Genomic DNA, 16,432 nt, shown 5'->3' with positions numbered 1-16,432 from the left:
CCTTCGGCTACGCTCAGGACAGGCTACTTGACTTCTTCGAAGTCTACGTCCTCAACGTTATCGCCTTCGGTTGCGCTACCGCTACTATCAGCAGTAGGTTCGCCTTGGGCAGCACTTCCTCCACCTTGTTGCGCTTCGGCCTGTGCCTTGTACATCTCTTCAGAAGCTACTTTCCAAGCCTCGTTGATTTTATCCAAAGCCGGTGTGATTACGGCCAAATCTTTGGATTCATAAGCCGTCTTTAACTCCGCCAACGCATCCTCGATCGGTTTTTTCTTGTCCGCGGACAGTTTATCGCCAAACTCGGCCAACTGCTTTTCGGTCTGGAAAATCATGCCATCGGCCTCGTTCAATTTATCGGCCTTTTCCTTCGCTTTTTTATCGCTTTCGGCATTCGCCTCGGCTTCGGCCTTCATCTTTTTGATTTCCTCCTCTGTCAATCCGGAAGATGCCTCAATTCTTATATCTTGTGATTTTCCTGTGGCCTTGTCGGTCGCGGAAACCTTGATGATACCATTGGCATCTATGTCAAAGGTTACTTCTATTTGAGGAGTTCCCCTTGGTGCAGGTGGTATCCCGTCCAAATGGAACTTACCAATGGTCTTGTTATCGGCCGCCATGGGTCTTTCCCCTTGTAACACGTGTATTTCAACGGATGGCTGATTGTCAGCAGCGGTAGAGAACACTTGGGATTTCTTGGTAGGAATCGTAGTATTCGCCTCGATTAATTTTGTCATAACGCTACCCATAGTCTCGATACCTAGGGATAATGGCGTAACATCTAACAACAACACATCTTTTACGTCCCCTGTCAATACACCACCTTGAATTGCGGCACCAATGGCAACCACCTCATCTGGATTTACACCTTTGGAAGGTTTCTTTCCAAAGAATTTTTCCACAGCTTCCTGAACGGCCGGTATCCTTGTGGAACCACCTACCAAAATGATTTCATCGATATCGCTTTTTGAAAGTCCGGCAGATTTCAATGCCTTTTCACATGGCTCAATGGTTCTTTTGACCAAATCCGCTATCAATTGCTCAAATTTGGATTTTGTCAAGGTACGCACCAAGTGCTTAGGTCCTGTAGCCGTAGCGGTTACGTATGGCAAGTTGATTTCCGTTTGGGAAGAGGAGGACAATTCAATTTTGGCTTTCTCCGCTGCCTCGCGCAATCTTTGGAGTGCCATGGAGTCGTCACGTAGGTCCAAGCCTTCCTCGGCCTTGAATTCCTCGGCCAACCAATCGATTATCTTTTGGTCCACGTCATCACCACCCAAGTGGGTATCACCATCGGTAGCCAAAACTTCAAAAACGCCATCACCCAATTCTAGGATGGAAACATCATGCGTACCACCACCAAAGTCGAATACCACAATTTTCTGGTCGGTGTCCTTTTTGTCAAGACCATAGGCCAAAGAGGCAGCCGTAGGTTCGTTAATGATTCGCTCCACGGTAAGTCCGGCAATTTCTCCCGCTTCTTTGGTGGCCTGTCTTTGGGAATCGTTAAAGTAAGCAGGTACCGTAATAACGGCCCTTGTAACATCCTGACCCAAATAATCCTCGGCGGTTTTCTTCATTTTTTGAAGAATCATGGCCGATAGTTCCTGAGGCGTATACAAACGACCATCGATATCTACCCTGGGGGTATCGTTATCACCTTTGGTTACTTTGTAAGGGACCCTTTTAGCTTCTTTCTCAGATTCGGAGAACTTGTTCCCCATAAAACGCTTTATGGAGTAAATGGTCTTATGCGGATTGGTTACTGCCTGCCTTTTTGCAGGGTCTCCAACCTTGATTTCACCGCCCTCCACAAAAGCTATGACCGACGGTGTTGTTCTTTTTCCTTCTGCGTTTGGAATTACCACTGGCTCATTACCCTCCATCACGGAGACACAGGAGTTGGTAGTACCCAAATCTATTCCAATAATCTTACTCATTGTATATGTTTTAAAATTTAAGTGCTTAATTTTTCAATCAACCTTTAAATGACAAACAATATGCCAAGGGACAAAAACTGACAGGATGTCATTTATTTGTTTTTGAACCCGAATGATTGGGTTTGGAGTGAATTCAAAATGGAAAAACAATTTACACCTCGATCTAACTTTGTACATTAGTATTCGACTTTTTAAAAGATAATGGAACAAAGAGAAAGCATAAGCATTTTTGACATGCTCAAAATAGGCATAGGCCCATCCAGCTCACATACCTTGGGACCTTGGCGAGCCGCGGAACGTTGGATCCTGGAGCTAAGGGAAGAAGGCAAATTTGAAAAAGTAGCTTCCATTTCTGTCCATGTCTATGGTTCCCTTTCGTTAACAGGGAAAGGCCATGCCACGGATTATGCCATTATTTTAGGGCTATTGGGCACCGATCCGGAAACGATTGCCATAGAAAACATTCAGACATATGTCCAAGATGTAAAAAGTACCCGAAAGTTGAATTTTGGGGGAAGTAAAACTTTGGATTTTGACCCGGAAAAAGACATCATTTTCCATAAAAAGTTCCTTCCCTTCCATTCGAACGGTTTAAAGTTTGAGGCGATTTTGGCCGATGGAAAAAAGACCGCCAAAACCTATTATTCCATTGGTGGAGGTTTCGTTGTCGTGGAGGAACGTAAAAATGCCAAAAGAAAGAACAGTGTTTTTAACAGCTTTCCCTATCCCATGGAAAATGGACAGGAATTATTGCTAATCTGCCAAAAAGAATCAAAATCCATCTCCCAAATTGTTTTGGAGAATGAACGGTCCTTACGATCCGAGGATGAAATCGACCATCAGATAAACCGGGTTTGGAACACCATGCTGGAATGTATGTACCTTGGCTGCCACACCGAAGGCAAACTGCCCGGGGGTCTCAATGTAAAACGAAGGGCCTTCGAACTGCATGAAAACCTGAAAGGGGACCTGCCCTACTCCAATCCGGAAGAATGGCTGCAATCCATCCGACAGACAGAGGTAAAATTCAGGCAAATCCTGCAATGGGTAAGTTGTTTCGCCTTGAGCGTCAATGAAGTGAACGCCTCCTTGGGAAGGGTGGTTACCGCACCTACCAACGGCAGTGCCGGGGTAATCCCCGCAGTCCTTATGTATTATATGGTCATTGAAAACCACGCGGGGAATTTTGAACACATAAAACAGTTCTTGTTGGTTGCGGGGGAAATAGGCAGCATCTTCAAAAAAGGGGCAACCATTTCTGCAGCCATGGGCGGTTGCCAGGCGGAAATTGGGGTTTCCTCGGCAATGGCCGCTGGTGCTCTTACCGAACTACTAGGTGGAACTCCGGAACAAGTTTTGATGGCCGCGGAAATTGCCATGGAACATCACCTAGGTCTAACATGTGACCCAATTGGCGGATTGGTTCAAATCCCCTGTATAGAACGAAACTCTATGGGGGCCATCAAGGCCATAAATGCCGCGGAATTGGCCTTGGGTTCCGATCCGGCCGAAGCCAAGGTCCCCTTGGACAAAGTAGTCCAGACCATGTGGGAAACCGCCAAGGATATGAGTTCCAAATACAAGGAAACCTCCGAAGGCGGATTGGCCGTTGGTGTATTCCTAAGCGATTGCTAAAAACAAATTATGCGGGACATGAAACCCTCATCGAGGGATTTATTATGGCAAATTAAATACCTCTACAAAAGGAAATATTTAAAAATCCATCTGTTAACCTTATTTTAAAAGATTGAAATGAGCCGTAACAATTCTTGATACCCCCTGAAATGGTCATTGGCGAATTACATCTGACCTATGACAAATCATAAAAATAAACAGATGAAAAACTTAATTTCTGAACGGGTTGCCGATTTTCTAAAAAACTATCCGCCATTTAATATCATGGATACAGATCTTTTGGGGGAACTATCCCAACAGGTTTCCATCATTTATAAGGAAAAGGGAAGTTTGGTGTTCTCCTTTGAAGAGGAAGCGCATCCCCATTTCTATGTGGTGCATAAAGGGGCCATAGAGCTCACGAATCCAAATGTAAAATCCATTACCGATTATTGTGACGAAGGCGATATTTTTGGTCTTAGACCCCTTATTGCCAAGGAGAATTACAAACTGGAGGCCCGGGCCTACGAAGAATCGATTCTCTATGCGATACCCATCGCCGTTTTTAGGCCCATATCAGAATCCAACCAGCGGGTTTCCAATTTTCTTACCGAAAGTTTTGCATCCAATCTACGAAATCCCTACCAATCGCGTAAACTGGAAAAATCGGGAATATCGACAAGCCTCAATGCCCAAGGAAACTTGGTCATCGATGATTTTCAGCCCATCCGCTATTCCAAAAAATTAATAACCTGCGGACCTAACACCACCATACAAAAGGCTGCGGAACGAATGACAAAAAACCGCATCGGATCCATATTAGTCTGCGAGAACAATCTTCCCGTGGGCATCGTTACGGATAAGGATTTAAGAAACAAGGTTGTGACGGGAACGTTTCCCATTACCGCCAGCGTTAGGAACATTATGTCCGCTCCGTTAATTACCTATCCAGAGAAAATGACGATTGCACAGGCCCAAATGGCCATGATGAAAAATGATATAAGCCACCTTATTTTGACCAAGGATGGAACTTCCAACAGTAAATCCGTAGGAATTATTTCGAAAAACGACATAATGGTATCGCTGGGAGACAATCCGGCCGTAATCGTAAAGGCCATCAAAAGGGCCAAAAAAATAAACCAAGTAAAGGAACTTCGTAAAAGTATCATGATGCTTTTAAGAGGCTATTTGGACCAAAACCTACCCATGGCACTGACCTCCAAGATTATTTCTGAACTGAACGATACCTGTATCAAACAGGTAATAAGGCTTTCCTTGGAGAAAATGAAGACACCGCCACCGGTACAGTTTGCGTGGCTGGCATTGGGCAGTCAGGGACGAGGCGAACAATTGCTCCATACCGATCAGGACAATGCACTGGTTTTTGAAGATGTGCCCGAAGAAGCATTGCCAAAGACTACAACCTATTTTTTGGAACTTTCCAAAAAAGTGACCAAAGGACTTAACAAAATTGGATATGAGTATTGCCCGGCGGATATGATGGCATCCAATCCCAAATGGTGCCTGAGCCTCAAGGAATGGAAGAACAAAATATCCTATTGGATCATTAATCCCGGCCCCAACGAGGTTTTGATGTCCTCCATTTTTTTTGATTATAGTTTGGCATATGGGCACAGGGAATTGTTGAACGAAATGTCCGACTATATTTTTTCCAACGTCAAGAAATACCCGATTTTCTTGGTTCATATTGCCAACGGGGCCTTGCAGAGTCCATCCCCATCCGGTTTTTTTAGGTCTTTTTTAGTGGAACAGGACGGACAGCACAAGGACTTCTTCGACTTAAAGAACAGGGCGTTACGACCGCTCATCGATGCGGCACGCGTACTCATCCTTTCACATTCTGTCAAAGGAATCAGCAATACGTGGGAACGCTATGAAAAATTGGCAGAGTTGGAACCGAACAATCAAGACCTCTATTTGGCCTGTTCCTACGCCACCAAAGCACTGTTGAAATTTAGAACAAAACAGGGCTTGCTCCACCACGACTCCGGCAGGTATATCGAGTTGGAATCCTTGACAAAGGAGGAAAAAATGAAGTTAAAACGAACCTTTAAGGCCATCAAGGAAATACAGGATGTAATTTCCATTCGCTTTAAGGTTTCCAATATTTTGGGCTGATGGGCACATTTGATCGTTCCTCAAAATACCCTGACTACTGGCAGGCGTACGTAAAGTCCTTCAAACGGCCCTTGGAGAAGGACTTCAACAAGCTCACCTTTGTGGTTTTGGATACGGAAACCACAGGCTTTGACAAGACAAACGACCGTATCCTTTCCATTGGTGCCTTGAAAATACAGGGCAATCGTATCAATGTCGACGATATCCTAGATGTGTACATATCACAGGAAACCTTCAATAAAGAAAGCGTCCCTATCCATGGTATCCTTAGGAATGGACAGCAAGATTGCATTTCAGAGGAAGCGGCAATGAAAAAATTTCTGGGCTATGTGGAAAACCATATTATTGTGGCACATCACGCGGGTTTTGACATAGGCATGATCAATAGCGCGCTCAAAAGATTGGGACTTCCCAAATTAAAAAACACCCCTTTGGATACGGGCGTTTTGTATAAAAAAACGCTCCTAAAATCCTATCTCGTACAACCGAAGGAGCACTATTCCCTGGATGATTTGGCCGAGAAATTCTTGATATCCAAAAAGGATAGACACACGGCTTTGGGCGATGCCTATATAACCGCTCTAGCATTTCTAAAAATCCTTGTAAAAATCAAGGAAAAAAAGGAACTGTCCTTAAGGAATTTGAAATGATTAGGAATTTTTCAAATAGTCCAAAATATTTCTTTCAATCCGTTCGTGGATATTGGAAGTATCGGCCTTTTGAAAGGACTCTCCCGTAATGTTTTCGTAGAGTTCGATATACCTTTCAGAAACCGAGGTAATATATTCGTCCGACATTTCGGGCACTTTTTGCCCCTCCAACCCTTGAAAACCATTGGAAATAAGCCATTGCCTTACAAATTCCTTGGACAATTGCTTTTGGGGCTCATTTTTATCCTGTCTTTCCTGATATCCTTCCGCATAAAAGTACCGGGAAGAATCTGGGGTGTGTATCTCGTCAATAAGCACAATAGTGCCATCCTTGGTCTTTCCGAATTCGTATTTGGTATCCACCAAAATGAGACCTCTTTTGGCCACAATTTCCGTTCCTCTTTGAAAAAGTGCCTGGGTATATTTTTCAAGCACTTCGTAATCGGCTTTGGAAACGATGCCTCTTTTTATAATATCCTCCTTGGAGATATCCTCATCGTGATCGCCCATTTCCGCCTTGGTCGCCGGAGTTATTATTGGCTTGGGAAACGGATCGTTTTCCTTAAGACCTTCTGGCATGGGGACCCCACAAAGCATTCTTTTACCAGCTTTGTATTCCCTGGCCGCGTGACCGGACATGTAGCCCCTTATGACCATTTCTACCTTGAAAGGCTCACAGGCATGGCCAATGGCTACATTTGGATCAGGGGTAGCGGTCAGCCAATTTGGTACAATATCCGCTGTTGACGCCATCATTTTGGTAGCTATTTGGTTCAGAATCTGACCCTTGAAGGGAATACCTTTGGGCATTACCACATCAAAGGCGGACAGTCTGTCCGTGGCGATCATAATCAATCGGTCGTCCTCAAGGGCATAGACTTCCCGCACCTTTCCTTTGTAAACACTTTTTTGTCCGGGGAATTTGAAATTGGTATCAAAAATGGTATTCTGCATGCCCTTTAATTTTGATGTTCAATGGTTTTGTACGCCTCAATGACCTTCTTGACCAATTTATGGCGAATGACGTCCTTATCGTCCAAATAAATAATTTCTATGCCTTCTACATTTTGCAGAATCAATAAAGCCTCCTTTAATCCGGATATGGTCCTTCTGGGCAAGTCTATCTGCCCTGGGTCACCGGTCAACAAAAACTTGGCGTTTCGACCCATACGCGTCAAGAACATTTTCATCTGTGCGTGCGTGGTGTTCTGGGCCTCGTCCAAAATTACAAAGGCATCATCCAAGGTCCGCCCGCGCATAAAGGCCATGGGAGCAATCTGTATGGTACCGTTTTCGATGTAATGGGCCAACTTTTCCGCCGGGATCATATCCCTGAGCGCATCGTACAAGGGCTGCATGTAGGGATCCAGTTTTTCTTTTAGGTCCCCTGGTAAAAATCCAAGATTTTCCCCTGCTTCCACCGCAGGTCTGGTCAGGATGATCCTACGTACCTGCTTTTCCTTCAATGCCTTTACCGCAAGTGCCACTCCGGTGTAGGTTTTCCCTGTTCCGGCAGGCCCAATGGCAAAAACCATATCGTTCTTTCTGGCCGCATCCACCAACCTCCGCTGATTGACGGTCTGTGCCTTGATCAACCTGCCACTTACACCGTGCACCAGCGTTTCACCGCTGTTCTCCGGCCCCGTGTAATCCTTGGAATCGCCACTGGTAAGTACGCGCTCAATGCTATTTTCGTCCAGTTTATTGTACTTGATGAAATGCTCCGTAAGCATATCAAAACGCTTATCGAATTCCTCAAGTTGGTCCTCGTCCCCGTAGGCCTTTATTTTGTTGCCACGGGCAACTATTTTTAATTTGGGAAAATACTTTTTAAGTAGTTCTATATTTTCATTTTGTTGCCCAAAAAACTCTCTTGGACTAACTTCGGTGAGTTCTAATATAATTTCGTTCAAACAGTGGGATTTTGAAGATTTTAAATGAGCCAAGTTTAATTTCGCTCGGCTATTTTTTTGTTTAATTTTGTATATCAAATTTAAGCAAAAATTAAGTTTGGCTAACCAAAAACATATCAACATTGCTGCATGGCAATCATTACCCTTACAACCGATTTTGGACTGAAAGACCACTTTGTTGGGGTGTTAAAAGGTTCTATTTACAGGGAATTACCCGATGCCAAAATTGTTGATATTTCCCATGACGTTGCACCGTTCAATATTCAGGAATGCGCCTACATCCTAAAAAACTCCTACAATAGTTTTCCCAAAGGCTCCATTCATATAGTGGGCGTAGACTCAGAGGCCACCCAAGAAAACCAGCACATTGTGGTTCTAATCAACGGCCACTATTTTGTCAGTGCGAATACAGGTGTCATTGGACTTATAACTTCAGAAATCAAACCGGATAAAGTCGTAGAGATCAACATTCCCGATTCCTTGCACGGTTCCTTTCCGGTGTTAAGTGTCTTCGTTCAGGTAGCATGCCATATCGCCCGGGGCGGTACTTTGGAGGTCGTGGGCAAGCCTTTCAACGAACTCAAGGATTTGCGGGAATTCATGCCGCGAATCGTGGACGATGGCAAGAAAATTATTGGAAGTGTCATTTATATAGACAACTACGGCAACGTTGTCACCAATATCCAAAAACATCTTTTTGAAGCCTACAGAAAAGGACGCGATTTTGAGCTATTGGTGCGGAACCACAAAATCAAAAAAATACACAAGGCCTATAACGACATTATTGATTTTTCCATTGAAAAAAGCAAACGAAAGGGTGATGGTGATTTGTTGGCGCTTTTCAATTCATCGGATTATATAGAACTCGCCATTTACAAAAGTAACCTTAAAACGGTGGGCGGAGCATCCACCCTTTTGGGGCTTGATTACAGGGACACTATTATGATCGATTTTTTATAATCCGATAAGCCGACGTCTTGCCCAAAGATTTTCTTAATCGGCCTTATAGAAATACATATAGTTAATAACTCCGTCCCCATTTTTAGCCAAAACGCCTAGTCAACCCCCATAAAACGGGAAAATAAAGTTATAGGTAGCCTTGCCCGACTGTTGATAAGTTTGTTTCCGATAAATAAGCATTTAAAATATCTTTGTTTGATAGCAAAAGCGCCAACCTAATCGGCATTTTCCTTTAGGTTTATAGGGCTTTTCGGATTGAAACAAAACATAGAACGACCAATGAAATTTATTGTCTCCAGTACGTATTTATTAAAGCAACTTCAAATATTGGGTGGTGTAATAAACAATAGCAATACCCTGCCTATTTTGGACAATTTCCTGTTCGATCTGAACAAGGATAAACTAACGGTTTCTGCCTCGGACCTGGAGACCACCATGAGTTCCGTTTTGAACGTGGATTCAGACAATGAAGGAACCATAGCGGTTCCGGCAAGATTGCTATTGGAAACCTTAAAGACCTTTCCGGAACAACCGCTGACCTTTATCGTGGCGGATAACAACACGGTGGAAATCAGTTCCAACCACGGTAAATATGCCTTGGCCTATGCCGATGGTGCCGAGTTCCCAAAAGCCGTAGAGCTTACAAACCCAAGTTCAACTACCTTGTTGGGCGATATTCTTGCAACCGCCATCAATAAAACGATTTTTGCAGCGGGCAACGACGATTTACGTCCGGTTATGAGCGGGGTATTTTTTCAGTTTTCTACGGAGAACCTAACCTTTGTGGCCACTGATGCCCATAAATTGGTAAAATACCAACGGGAAGACGTTTCGGCTTCCGAAGTTGCGGAATTCATCATGCCCAAAAAGCCGCTTACCCTATTAAAGGGAATTTTGGCAGGAAGCGAATCCGATGTCCTTATCGAATACAACGAAAGCAATGCCAAATTTACGTTTGACGATACGGAACTGATTTGTCGTTTGATCGATGGTAAATACCCCAATTACGAAGCGGTAATCCCCAAGGAAAACCCCAACAAATTGACCATTGCAAGAAACCAGTTTTTGAGCTCGGTCAAAAGGGTTTCCATATTCTCAAATAAAACAACGCACCAAATCAGGCTTAAGATTGCCGGGGCCGAATTGAATATTTCCGCAGAGGACCTCGATTATTCCAATAAGGCCGAAGAACGGTTGACCTGTTCCTATCAGGGAGACGATATGCAGATAGGGTTCAATTCCCGATTTTTGGTAGAGATGTTGAACAATCTGGGCTCGGATGAGGTTGCCCTTGAAATGAGCTTACCGAATCGCGCTGGAATCTTAACACCTATTGACGGTTTGGACGAAGGTGAGAATGTAACCATGTTGGTCATGCCGGTGATGCTGAACAACTGATTCCAAAAAACACGGAAACTAAAAAGGGAGCCAAGTTTGGCTCCCTTTTTTATTCTTTTTATTTTATTATGATATAAATCGTATCGTCCCAAAATGACTGGGGGCTTCGCCGTTGGCAGCTTTGACCGCATTTACTATCGGCATTACAAAAGATAGGATTCCAGCAAAGACCAAAAGTAGGATACCGGCCCCTAAAAGCAAAATAGCTGGTATTCCAATGATGACATAAAGAATTAGACTGAGCTGCAGATTGATAATGGCCTTACCATGTTCGTTCATTCCAATAACGGAATCCTTTGTACTTAACCATAATACCAAAGGAACAATGAGTCCGCCAAAACCTGTAATGTAATCCAGATACTGACTTAGATGTGCAACCACCAAAAGGTTCCTATCCTCCCGTAAAGCTATATTTTGATTTACTACTTCCATTTTTTGATTGATTTTAAGATGAATAATTACCTATAGGACGCTTAAAAAGCGGATTTGTTACAATGCGTGTCCCTATTTCTTCCGTTCCAGCTTTTCCAGTTTTTTGCCCTCCTTCAGGAGCTTCGTATTCAACTTTTCTATTTTCTTGTTCAGTTTTTCAATATCATTTGGGGAGAGCTTCCCTTTTTGTAGGTCCTTTTCCATTTTCTCCTGAATGGATTGCAGCTGTTTTTCCATTTTGGAAATACCCTTTTCCGTGGATGCTATTTTTTTCTTTAGTTTTTCCGCTTCTTCCGCCTCTTTTTCAAGACGCGCTTCCTTTTTTTCCTTTTTTTCCCTTTTATCGACCTTTCGCTTAACCTCCTTTAATTCCTTTTGCCGCTCCCTTTCCAAAACGGATTCGGTTGGCATTGTTGACTCCTGCGCGTACACGGAAAATAGGGAGGTAAATACTAAGAGAATGCATGTAAATCCGATTTTCATCTGTTTATTTTTATTGTTTTTCATAGGTCAGCTTTAATTAGCCATCCCGATAGCTATCGGGACATCTCGATGGGTATCAAGACTTGTTATGGCTCATTTCATAGTTGTTTTCATTAATGCCGTTATTTGAATGTACTAATAAAAAGCGTCATTTAAAAATCAAGGGAAGACTACTTTTTAATTGATTATTTTTGCGGCATGAAACCCTTAGCCAGGGATTTGGTATAGCAAGTTCAGTACTTTTACAAAATTAAGTATTTAATAATCAGTCCATTGACCTAATTTTAAACGAATGAAAAGAGATGAGACCATAGTAGCATTAGCGACCGCCTCAGGGGCTGGAGCCATTGCCGTTATTAGGGTTTCAGGAAAAGAAGCGATTACCATTACCTCCAAGCTATTCAAATCCGTTAGCGGTAAAAACCTGGAGACACAAAAAACACATACCATTCATTTGGGGCACATTGTTGATGGCAACAAGATTCTGGATGAAGTCCTTGTTTCCGTCTTTAAAGGTCCCAATTCCTACACCGGCGAAAACGTTGCTGAAATATCCTGTCACGGGTCGCCCTACATTCAGCAGGAAATCATTCAGCTTTTTTTACGAAACGGCTGCCGAATGGCAGAAGCAGGAGAGTTCACCTTGCAGGCCTTTTTGAACGGCAAAATGGATTTGAGTCAGGCCGAAGCCGTGGCCGACCTTATTGCCTCCGACAATGAAGCCAACCATCAAATCGCCATGCAACAGATGCGGGGCGGGTTCAGTAACGAAATCCAGAAATTACGCGAACAACTGTTGAACTTTGCTTCCTTGATAGAATTGGAACTCGACTTTGCCGAAGAGGATGTTGAGTTTGCAGACCGTACCCAATTCAAATCCTTGGTGAACAGGATTCAGGAAGTATTGAAAAGACTCATAAATTCCTTTGCCGTGGGCAATGTTATCAAAAACGGCATCCCCGTGGCCATTGTAGGGGAACCGAACGTGGGCAAATCTACGCTGTTGAATGCACTGCTCAACGAGGAGCGAGCGATCGTTTCGGATATTGCGGGTACCACAAGGGATAGCATAGAGGACGAAATCAATATTGGCGGAATAGGTTTTCGGTTTATCGATACGGCAGGCATACGTGAAACCGAGGATATCGTAGAAAGTATCGGCATTAAAAAGACGTTCGAAAAAATTGAACAGTCACAGGTCGTAATTCTTCTAGTGGACGGTAGCACTTTACATTCAGGTACTTCCTTGGATGAAAAACTCCGACAAATCCAGGTCGAAGCAGAAAAAATCCGAAGTAAAAGTCCTTCGAAACCCTTTTTGCTGTTGATTAATAAATCCGATATGCTAACGGAGAATGAAATTTCCAGTATTGGCGAAACATTGCAGGAAGTCCATTTTATATCGGCAAAAACGGGAAAAGGAGTAGAGGATTTGCAAAACCGATTGTTGAATTTTGTAAATACCGGGGCTTTACGAAACAATGAGACCATCATAACCAACAGCCGCCATTACGACTCCCTATTAAGGGCCTTGGAGTCCATCGAAAAAGTCCAGATGGGCCTAACGGAGGAGCTCTCAAGCGACCTTATGGCCATCGATGTAAAGGAAACCCTTTATCACCTTGGGGAAATAACCGGGGAAGTAACCAATGACGAGTTATTGGGAAATATTTTTGCCAATTTCTGTATCGGGAAATAAGCTAAGTACTCTTTTTAAATCAACAAACACCTCAAAAAAATAGGTTACCCTTGAATTATTTTAGGGAATCCATTACAGCTCCACAGGTCAACATGGCATCCCCAAAATAGGGGTTTTTAATATCCTTATCCAAACTCAACCATACAGCGCCCCTGTTGCTATTCGCCATGGGACATTGCTGGATGTAAAGCGTTTTTTCGAAGGAATTAAAGCTACTAGCAATAGCTACCATATTTTCATTTAGAATTACGAAATGGCTTCGTTGATTTTCTATATCCTGATTTACGGTAATTGCCTTTATCATTTCAGTAATTTTGCCGAAACGGTCCTTTTCCATTTTCCCCAATCCCGAATTATCGATATTCTGCAATGCGTCTTTCATCGCTTTTGCTTCAAGGGAACTCCGTTCGGTATTACCGGCAACAAGAGCGTCCTTCAGCCTAAAGTATATTGGTAGAACTTCTTTAAAATTTTTCTCAAAGGACTGGGGAAATTTCATTGGCATCATGGCATTGGGATTATTTAAAACCATGTTTTGTTGCATTCCAGCATGGCCTTCATGTCCCGTCATTGATTTTCCGCCCAATTTGTTCATCATACTTCTTTTACCCTGCAATTGGGCTGCGGCATCTACCGTAAAGGTGCCGTTGGTGACAATTTCCTCGCCAGCTTCCAACCCAGAAGTCACTTGAATTTGCTCACCGATTCTAGTTCCCAACATCACTTCACGCATCTCAAATACGGGTTCGTCCTTTTTCACCTTTACATAGACCAATGAGCGTTCCCCGGTCCACATAATGGCGGATGTTGGAACCAATAGTTCTGTTTCACTTTCTCCACCATGAATACCTTCGATTGCGCCCGAAACGAACATCCCAGGTTTAAAAATGTCCTCCTCATTCTTTAGAGTGGCCCTAACCGTTACCGTTCTCGTAGCATTGTCCAAAATAGGATCTATAAAGGCTATTTTACCATCAAAGGATTTATTTGGATATGCATTTGTGGTAATACGTATATTCTGCCCTTTTTTGAATACGGACAGTTGACTTTCATACGCATCAAATTCTGCCCAGACCGTACTTAAGTCACTCAATTTTACAATGGGCTGTCCCTTTTTGACATAATCGCCTTCGGCACTCATAACTTCTGAAACCGTTCCCGAGACCGTTGCATACACGGGAAAAGACTCCGTTACTCTTCCAGAACTTTCAATACCGTCGATTTGTTTCTCGGTCAATTTCCAAAGCTTCAACTTATTTCTGACCGCCTGATATAGTTGTGGCTGTGAGCTTTTTAAGGATGTAGCGGTCAACAGTTCCTGTTGGGCAGCCACCAATTCTGGAGCATAAATGGATGCCAACAATTCTCCTTTGCCCACTTCCTGTCCTTCATAGTTGACATACAACTTTTCGATTCTTCCATCAAAATAGCTGGCCTGAACGGCAATGGCCTCCTCATTGACAGTTATATTGCCGGACAGATTGATGGTACCGCTAACATTTGTAGACCTTGGGCCTATCACCATAGTCTGAACATTGGCCAGGGCCAGGGCATTGGCGGTCATGGTAAATTGACCGGCTGCCAGACCATCTTGCCCTGTTTCGGACGGTATGAGTTCCATACCACAAATGGGACAGTTTCCCGGCTCCGGTTGCATTATCTGGGGATGCATGGAGCAAGTCCACATTTCTTGATTAATTGATGCGTTGATGGGTGGATGGGCGGATGTATTTTCCTTACTATTGGAGAAAAAGTACCCCCCAGCAACAATTCCCAATATCAAGATCAGTAGATAAATGACATATTTTTTCATGTTTTTTATTGTTTTTCAATGGTCAAACTTCGGCTACGATTCGTGAAGGCATGTAACATCCATGCAATCATTTTATCGTTGTCAATTAATGCCATGGATGTTTCATTTTGATTTTTTTGAAGTTGAAATTATTTTACCTATCAGTTTTAAACTGGATTTCAAATGGGAAACCAGGTCCTCATCCGGGTTTGGATATGTTTGGGATTCCTGGCATAGTAATAACCAATATTCCGTTTCCTTTGCTTCCTTAAATGCGATTTTGAGTTTATGAATAAAATCGGCTCTACTTTCAGCACCTTGTGCTTCCCTGGAGTTGGCCCCTATGGAGGTTCCAGACCGCATAATCTGGCGGGCAATTACGTACTTCCCAGCTTTCTTCAATTCCTCAAAATAGGCTATTATTAATAAAGCAAGTTTAAAAGTGACTTCCAATAACTCGTTCTTTCTCATACCTATATAATTCTTAAACCTTCAATCATTACATCAAACCCATCCGCACATCAAACCATCCACACATCAAACCATCTGCACATCAAACCATCTGCACATCAAACCATCTGCACATCAAACCATCCTTTTTTAAAGATCGATTAACATACTTATGGCCATTACAATCATAATGGCATTTTCAATAAATGTTGCCTCTGTCATTGGCAATTTGAGTGCCGTTCCCAAACAGGCGCATTGTATGGATTTCTTATCCAAAAGTGTCCTCGTGACCCCTATCGTTGTAATGCCCAGAACGACCAGTGTGGCAATCAATGCAAAAGGCACATAGAGTCTCATCAAGAACAATACTCCTAAAATGGTCTCTATAAAGGGGTATACCCTAGCATAAAAAGGTACGGCCTTTGCCAAGGGGTCGTACATTCGAAAACTATCGGGAAATCCTTTTAGATCAAGCATCTTAAAAAAGCTGAACACAATATAGAATAGCCCCATAAAATCAAGCATCGCCCCTTCCCAATTGGGTCTATTGTAATTGAGTAGAATCGAGGCTACGGTTATATATCCCAAGATTAAAAACAACGGCCGTAACTGCTCCAATTTCGATTTTGTTTCCATACTTGTTTCAGCCATCGTTACCATTCGCTTTTCTGAAATGCTATATTTATCCGGAAGTGAATTTTGCAAGGTGTTTACATCGATATGATGCTCCATCTCAATAATTGCTTCGGCCTTTTCCAAATCGACGGAAGCGTTCCTAACACCTTCTATTTTTGAAAGCGTCTCCTCAACATGGGTCCTGCAACCGTTACAGGTCATTCCTTGTATATGGTACGTATGTTTCATCTGTTTATTTTTATTGTTGGTCATAGGTTATGCTTGGGCTACGCTCAGCACAGGATTGCAATTATTGTCATCATTTTGGTTTGTTTACACGGGTGTTC

Annotated in this window: 14 protein-coding genes; 6 read left to right on the top strand and 8 right to left on the bottom strand. The window is 43.0% G+C overall.

The window, feature by feature from the left end; translation table 11 throughout:
* Nucleotides 1-23: 23 nt before the first annotated feature.
* Complete coding sequence (gene dnaK / locus ACZ41C_RS14050) at nt 24-1,940, bottom strand: molecular chaperone DnaK (protein ID WP_138258325.1); 1,917 nt, start codon at nt 1,938-1,940, stop codon at nt 24-26.
* Between the two features lie 201 nt (nt 1,941-2,141).
* On the opposite strand from dnaK, the gene ACZ41C_RS14045 reads away from it, so the two are divergent.
* The 3 genes from ACZ41C_RS14045 to ACZ41C_RS14035 all read left to right on the top strand — a co-directional run bounded on the left by ACZ41C_RS14045 (nt 2,142) and on the right by ACZ41C_RS14035 (nt 6,343).
* The gene (locus ACZ41C_RS14045) at nt 2,142-3,575 is read left to right on the top strand and encodes an L-serine ammonia-lyase (RefSeq protein WP_464562322.1); all 1,434 of its coding nucleotides are present in this window, start codon (nt 2,142-2,144) and stop codon (nt 3,573-3,575) included.
* Nucleotides 3,576-3,776: 201 nt separating this feature from the next.
* Nucleotides 3,777-5,693, top strand: a complete 1,917-nt coding sequence (locus ACZ41C_RS14040; protein ID WP_138258324.1) for a DUF294 nucleotidyltransferase-like domain-containing protein — start codon at nt 3,777-3,779, stop codon at nt 5,691-5,693.
* Nucleotides 5,693-6,343 (top strand): 3'-5' exonuclease, encoded by a 651-nt coding sequence (locus ACZ41C_RS14035; RefSeq protein ID WP_464562319.1) that lies wholly within the window; start codon nt 5,693-5,695, stop codon nt 6,341-6,343. The genes ACZ41C_RS14040 and ACZ41C_RS14035 overlap by 1 nt, the downstream gene beginning before the upstream one ends.
* On the opposite strand, the gene ACZ41C_RS14030 is transcribed toward ACZ41C_RS14035, so the two are convergent.
* On the bottom strand, nt 6,344-7,297 hold the full coding sequence (locus ACZ41C_RS14030; RefSeq protein ID WP_464562317.1) for a phosphoribosylaminoimidazolesuccinocarboxamide synthase: 954 nt from the start codon (nt 7,295-7,297) through the stop codon (nt 6,344-6,346). It abuts the gene before it with no gap.
* A gap of 5 nt (nt 7,298-7,302) precedes the next feature.
* A complete protein-coding gene (locus ACZ41C_RS14025; protein ID WP_138258321.1) occupies nt 7,303-8,256 on the bottom strand; it encodes a PhoH family protein in 954 nt (317 codons plus the stop codon).
* A gap of 129 nt (nt 8,257-8,385) precedes the next feature.
* Between ACZ41C_RS14025 and ACZ41C_RS14020 the strand changes: the two genes are divergently transcribed.
* Both ACZ41C_RS14020 and dnaN read left to right on the top strand, forming a co-directional pair.
* Complete coding sequence (locus ACZ41C_RS14020; RefSeq protein WP_464562315.1) at nt 8,386-9,216, top strand: SAM hydrolase/SAM-dependent halogenase family protein; 831 nt, start codon at nt 8,386-8,388, stop codon at nt 9,214-9,216.
* 279 nt (nt 9,217-9,495) lie between these two features.
* Nucleotides 9,496-10,614, top strand: a complete 1,119-nt coding sequence (dnaN, locus tag ACZ41C_RS14015) for a DNA polymerase III subunit beta (protein ID WP_464562313.1) — start codon at nt 9,496-9,498, stop codon at nt 10,612-10,614.
* A gap of 66 nt (nt 10,615-10,680) precedes the next feature.
* On the opposite strand, the gene ACZ41C_RS14010 is transcribed toward dnaN, so the two are convergent.
* Together ACZ41C_RS14010 and ACZ41C_RS14005 are read right to left on the bottom strand one after the other, a co-directional pair.
* Nucleotides 10,681-11,046: a DUF4870 domain-containing protein gene (locus ACZ41C_RS14010; protein WP_464562311.1), complete on the bottom strand. Its 366-nt coding sequence runs from the start codon at nt 11,044-11,046 to the stop codon at nt 10,681-10,683.
* A gap of 72 nt (nt 11,047-11,118) precedes the next feature.
* Complete coding sequence (locus tag ACZ41C_RS14005) at nt 11,119-11,529, bottom strand: hypothetical protein (RefSeq protein ID WP_464562309.1); 411 nt, start codon at nt 11,527-11,529, stop codon at nt 11,119-11,121.
* A 292-nt stretch (nt 11,530-11,821) separates the two neighbouring features.
* Here ACZ41C_RS14005 and mnmE point away from each other — a divergent pair, with 292 nt between their 5' ends.
* A complete protein-coding gene (gene mnmE, locus ACZ41C_RS14000; protein ID WP_464562307.1) occupies nt 11,822-13,228 on the top strand; it encodes a tRNA uridine-5-carboxymethylaminomethyl(34) synthesis GTPase MnmE in 1,407 nt (468 codons plus the stop codon).
* 55 nt (nt 13,229-13,283) lie between these two features.
* On the opposite strand, the gene ACZ41C_RS13995 is transcribed toward mnmE, so the two are convergent.
* The 3 genes from ACZ41C_RS13995 to ACZ41C_RS13985 all read right to left on the bottom strand — a co-directional run bounded on the left by ACZ41C_RS13995 (nt 13,284) and on the right by ACZ41C_RS13985 (nt 16,334).
* Entirely contained in the window at nt 13,284-15,041 is a 1,758-nt protein-coding gene (locus ACZ41C_RS13995; protein WP_464562305.1) for an efflux RND transporter periplasmic adaptor subunit, read from the bottom strand.
* 102 nt (nt 15,042-15,143) lie between these two features.
* The gene (locus ACZ41C_RS13990) at nt 15,144-15,491 is read right to left on the bottom strand and encodes a four helix bundle protein (RefSeq protein WP_464562303.1); all 348 of its coding nucleotides are present in this window, start codon (nt 15,489-15,491) and stop codon (nt 15,144-15,146) included.
* A 129-nt stretch (nt 15,492-15,620) separates the two neighbouring features.
* Nucleotides 15,621-16,334, bottom strand: a complete 714-nt coding sequence (locus ACZ41C_RS13985) for a heavy-metal-associated domain-containing protein (protein WP_464562301.1) — start codon at nt 16,332-16,334, stop codon at nt 15,621-15,623.
* Nucleotides 16,335-16,432: the final 98 nt, after the last annotated feature.

This window comes from Maribacter sp. C-4077, assembly GCF_055378385.1.
The sequence above is the reverse complement of the archived record's forward strand: the minus strand, read 5'-3'. Positions and strand labels throughout refer to the sequence as shown.

Excerpts from the sequence above, each read along its gene's own strand:
- dnaK (WP_138258325.1), bottom strand. The coding sequence starts at position 1,940 with ATGAGTAAGATTATTGGAATAGATTTGGGTACTACCAACTCCTGTGTC.
- ACZ41C_RS14045 (WP_464562322.1), top strand. The coding sequence starts at position 2,142 with ATGGAACAAAGAGAAAGCATAAGCATTTTTGACATGCTCAAAATAGGC.
- ACZ41C_RS14040 (WP_138258324.1), top strand. The coding sequence starts at position 3,777 with ATGAAAAACTTAATTTCTGAACGGGTTGCCGATTTTCTAAAAAACTAT.
- ACZ41C_RS14035 (WP_464562319.1), top strand. The coding sequence starts at position 5,693 with ATGGGCACATTTGATCGTTCCTCAAAATACCCTGACTACTGGCAGGCG.
- ACZ41C_RS14030 (WP_464562317.1), bottom strand. The coding sequence starts at position 7,297 with ATGCAGAATACCATTTTTGATACCAATTTCAAATTCCCCGGACAAAAA.
- ACZ41C_RS14020 (WP_464562315.1), top strand. The coding sequence starts at position 8,386 with ATGGCAATCATTACCCTTACAACCGATTTTGGACTGAAAGACCACTTT.
- dnaN (WP_464562313.1), top strand. The coding sequence starts at position 9,496 with ATGAAATTTATTGTCTCCAGTACGTATTTATTAAAGCAACTTCAAATA.
- ACZ41C_RS14010 (WP_464562311.1), bottom strand. The coding sequence starts at position 11,046 with ATGGAAGTAGTAAATCAAAATATAGCTTTACGGGAGGATAGGAACCTT.
- ACZ41C_RS14005 (WP_464562309.1), bottom strand. The coding sequence starts at position 11,529 with ATGAAAATCGGATTTACATGCATTCTCTTAGTATTTACCTCCCTATTT.
- mnmE (WP_464562307.1), top strand. The coding sequence starts at position 11,822 with ATGAAAAGAGATGAGACCATAGTAGCATTAGCGACCGCCTCAGGGGCT.
- ACZ41C_RS13995 (WP_464562305.1), bottom strand. The coding sequence starts at position 15,041 with ATGAAAAAATATGTCATTTATCTACTGATCTTGATATTGGGAATTGTT.
- ACZ41C_RS13990 (WP_464562303.1), bottom strand. The coding sequence starts at position 15,491 with ATGAGAAAGAACGAGTTATTGGAAGTCACTTTTAAACTTGCTTTATTA.
- ACZ41C_RS13985 (WP_464562301.1), bottom strand. The coding sequence starts at position 16,334 with ATGAAACATACGTACCATATACAAGGAATGACCTGTAACGGTTGCAGG.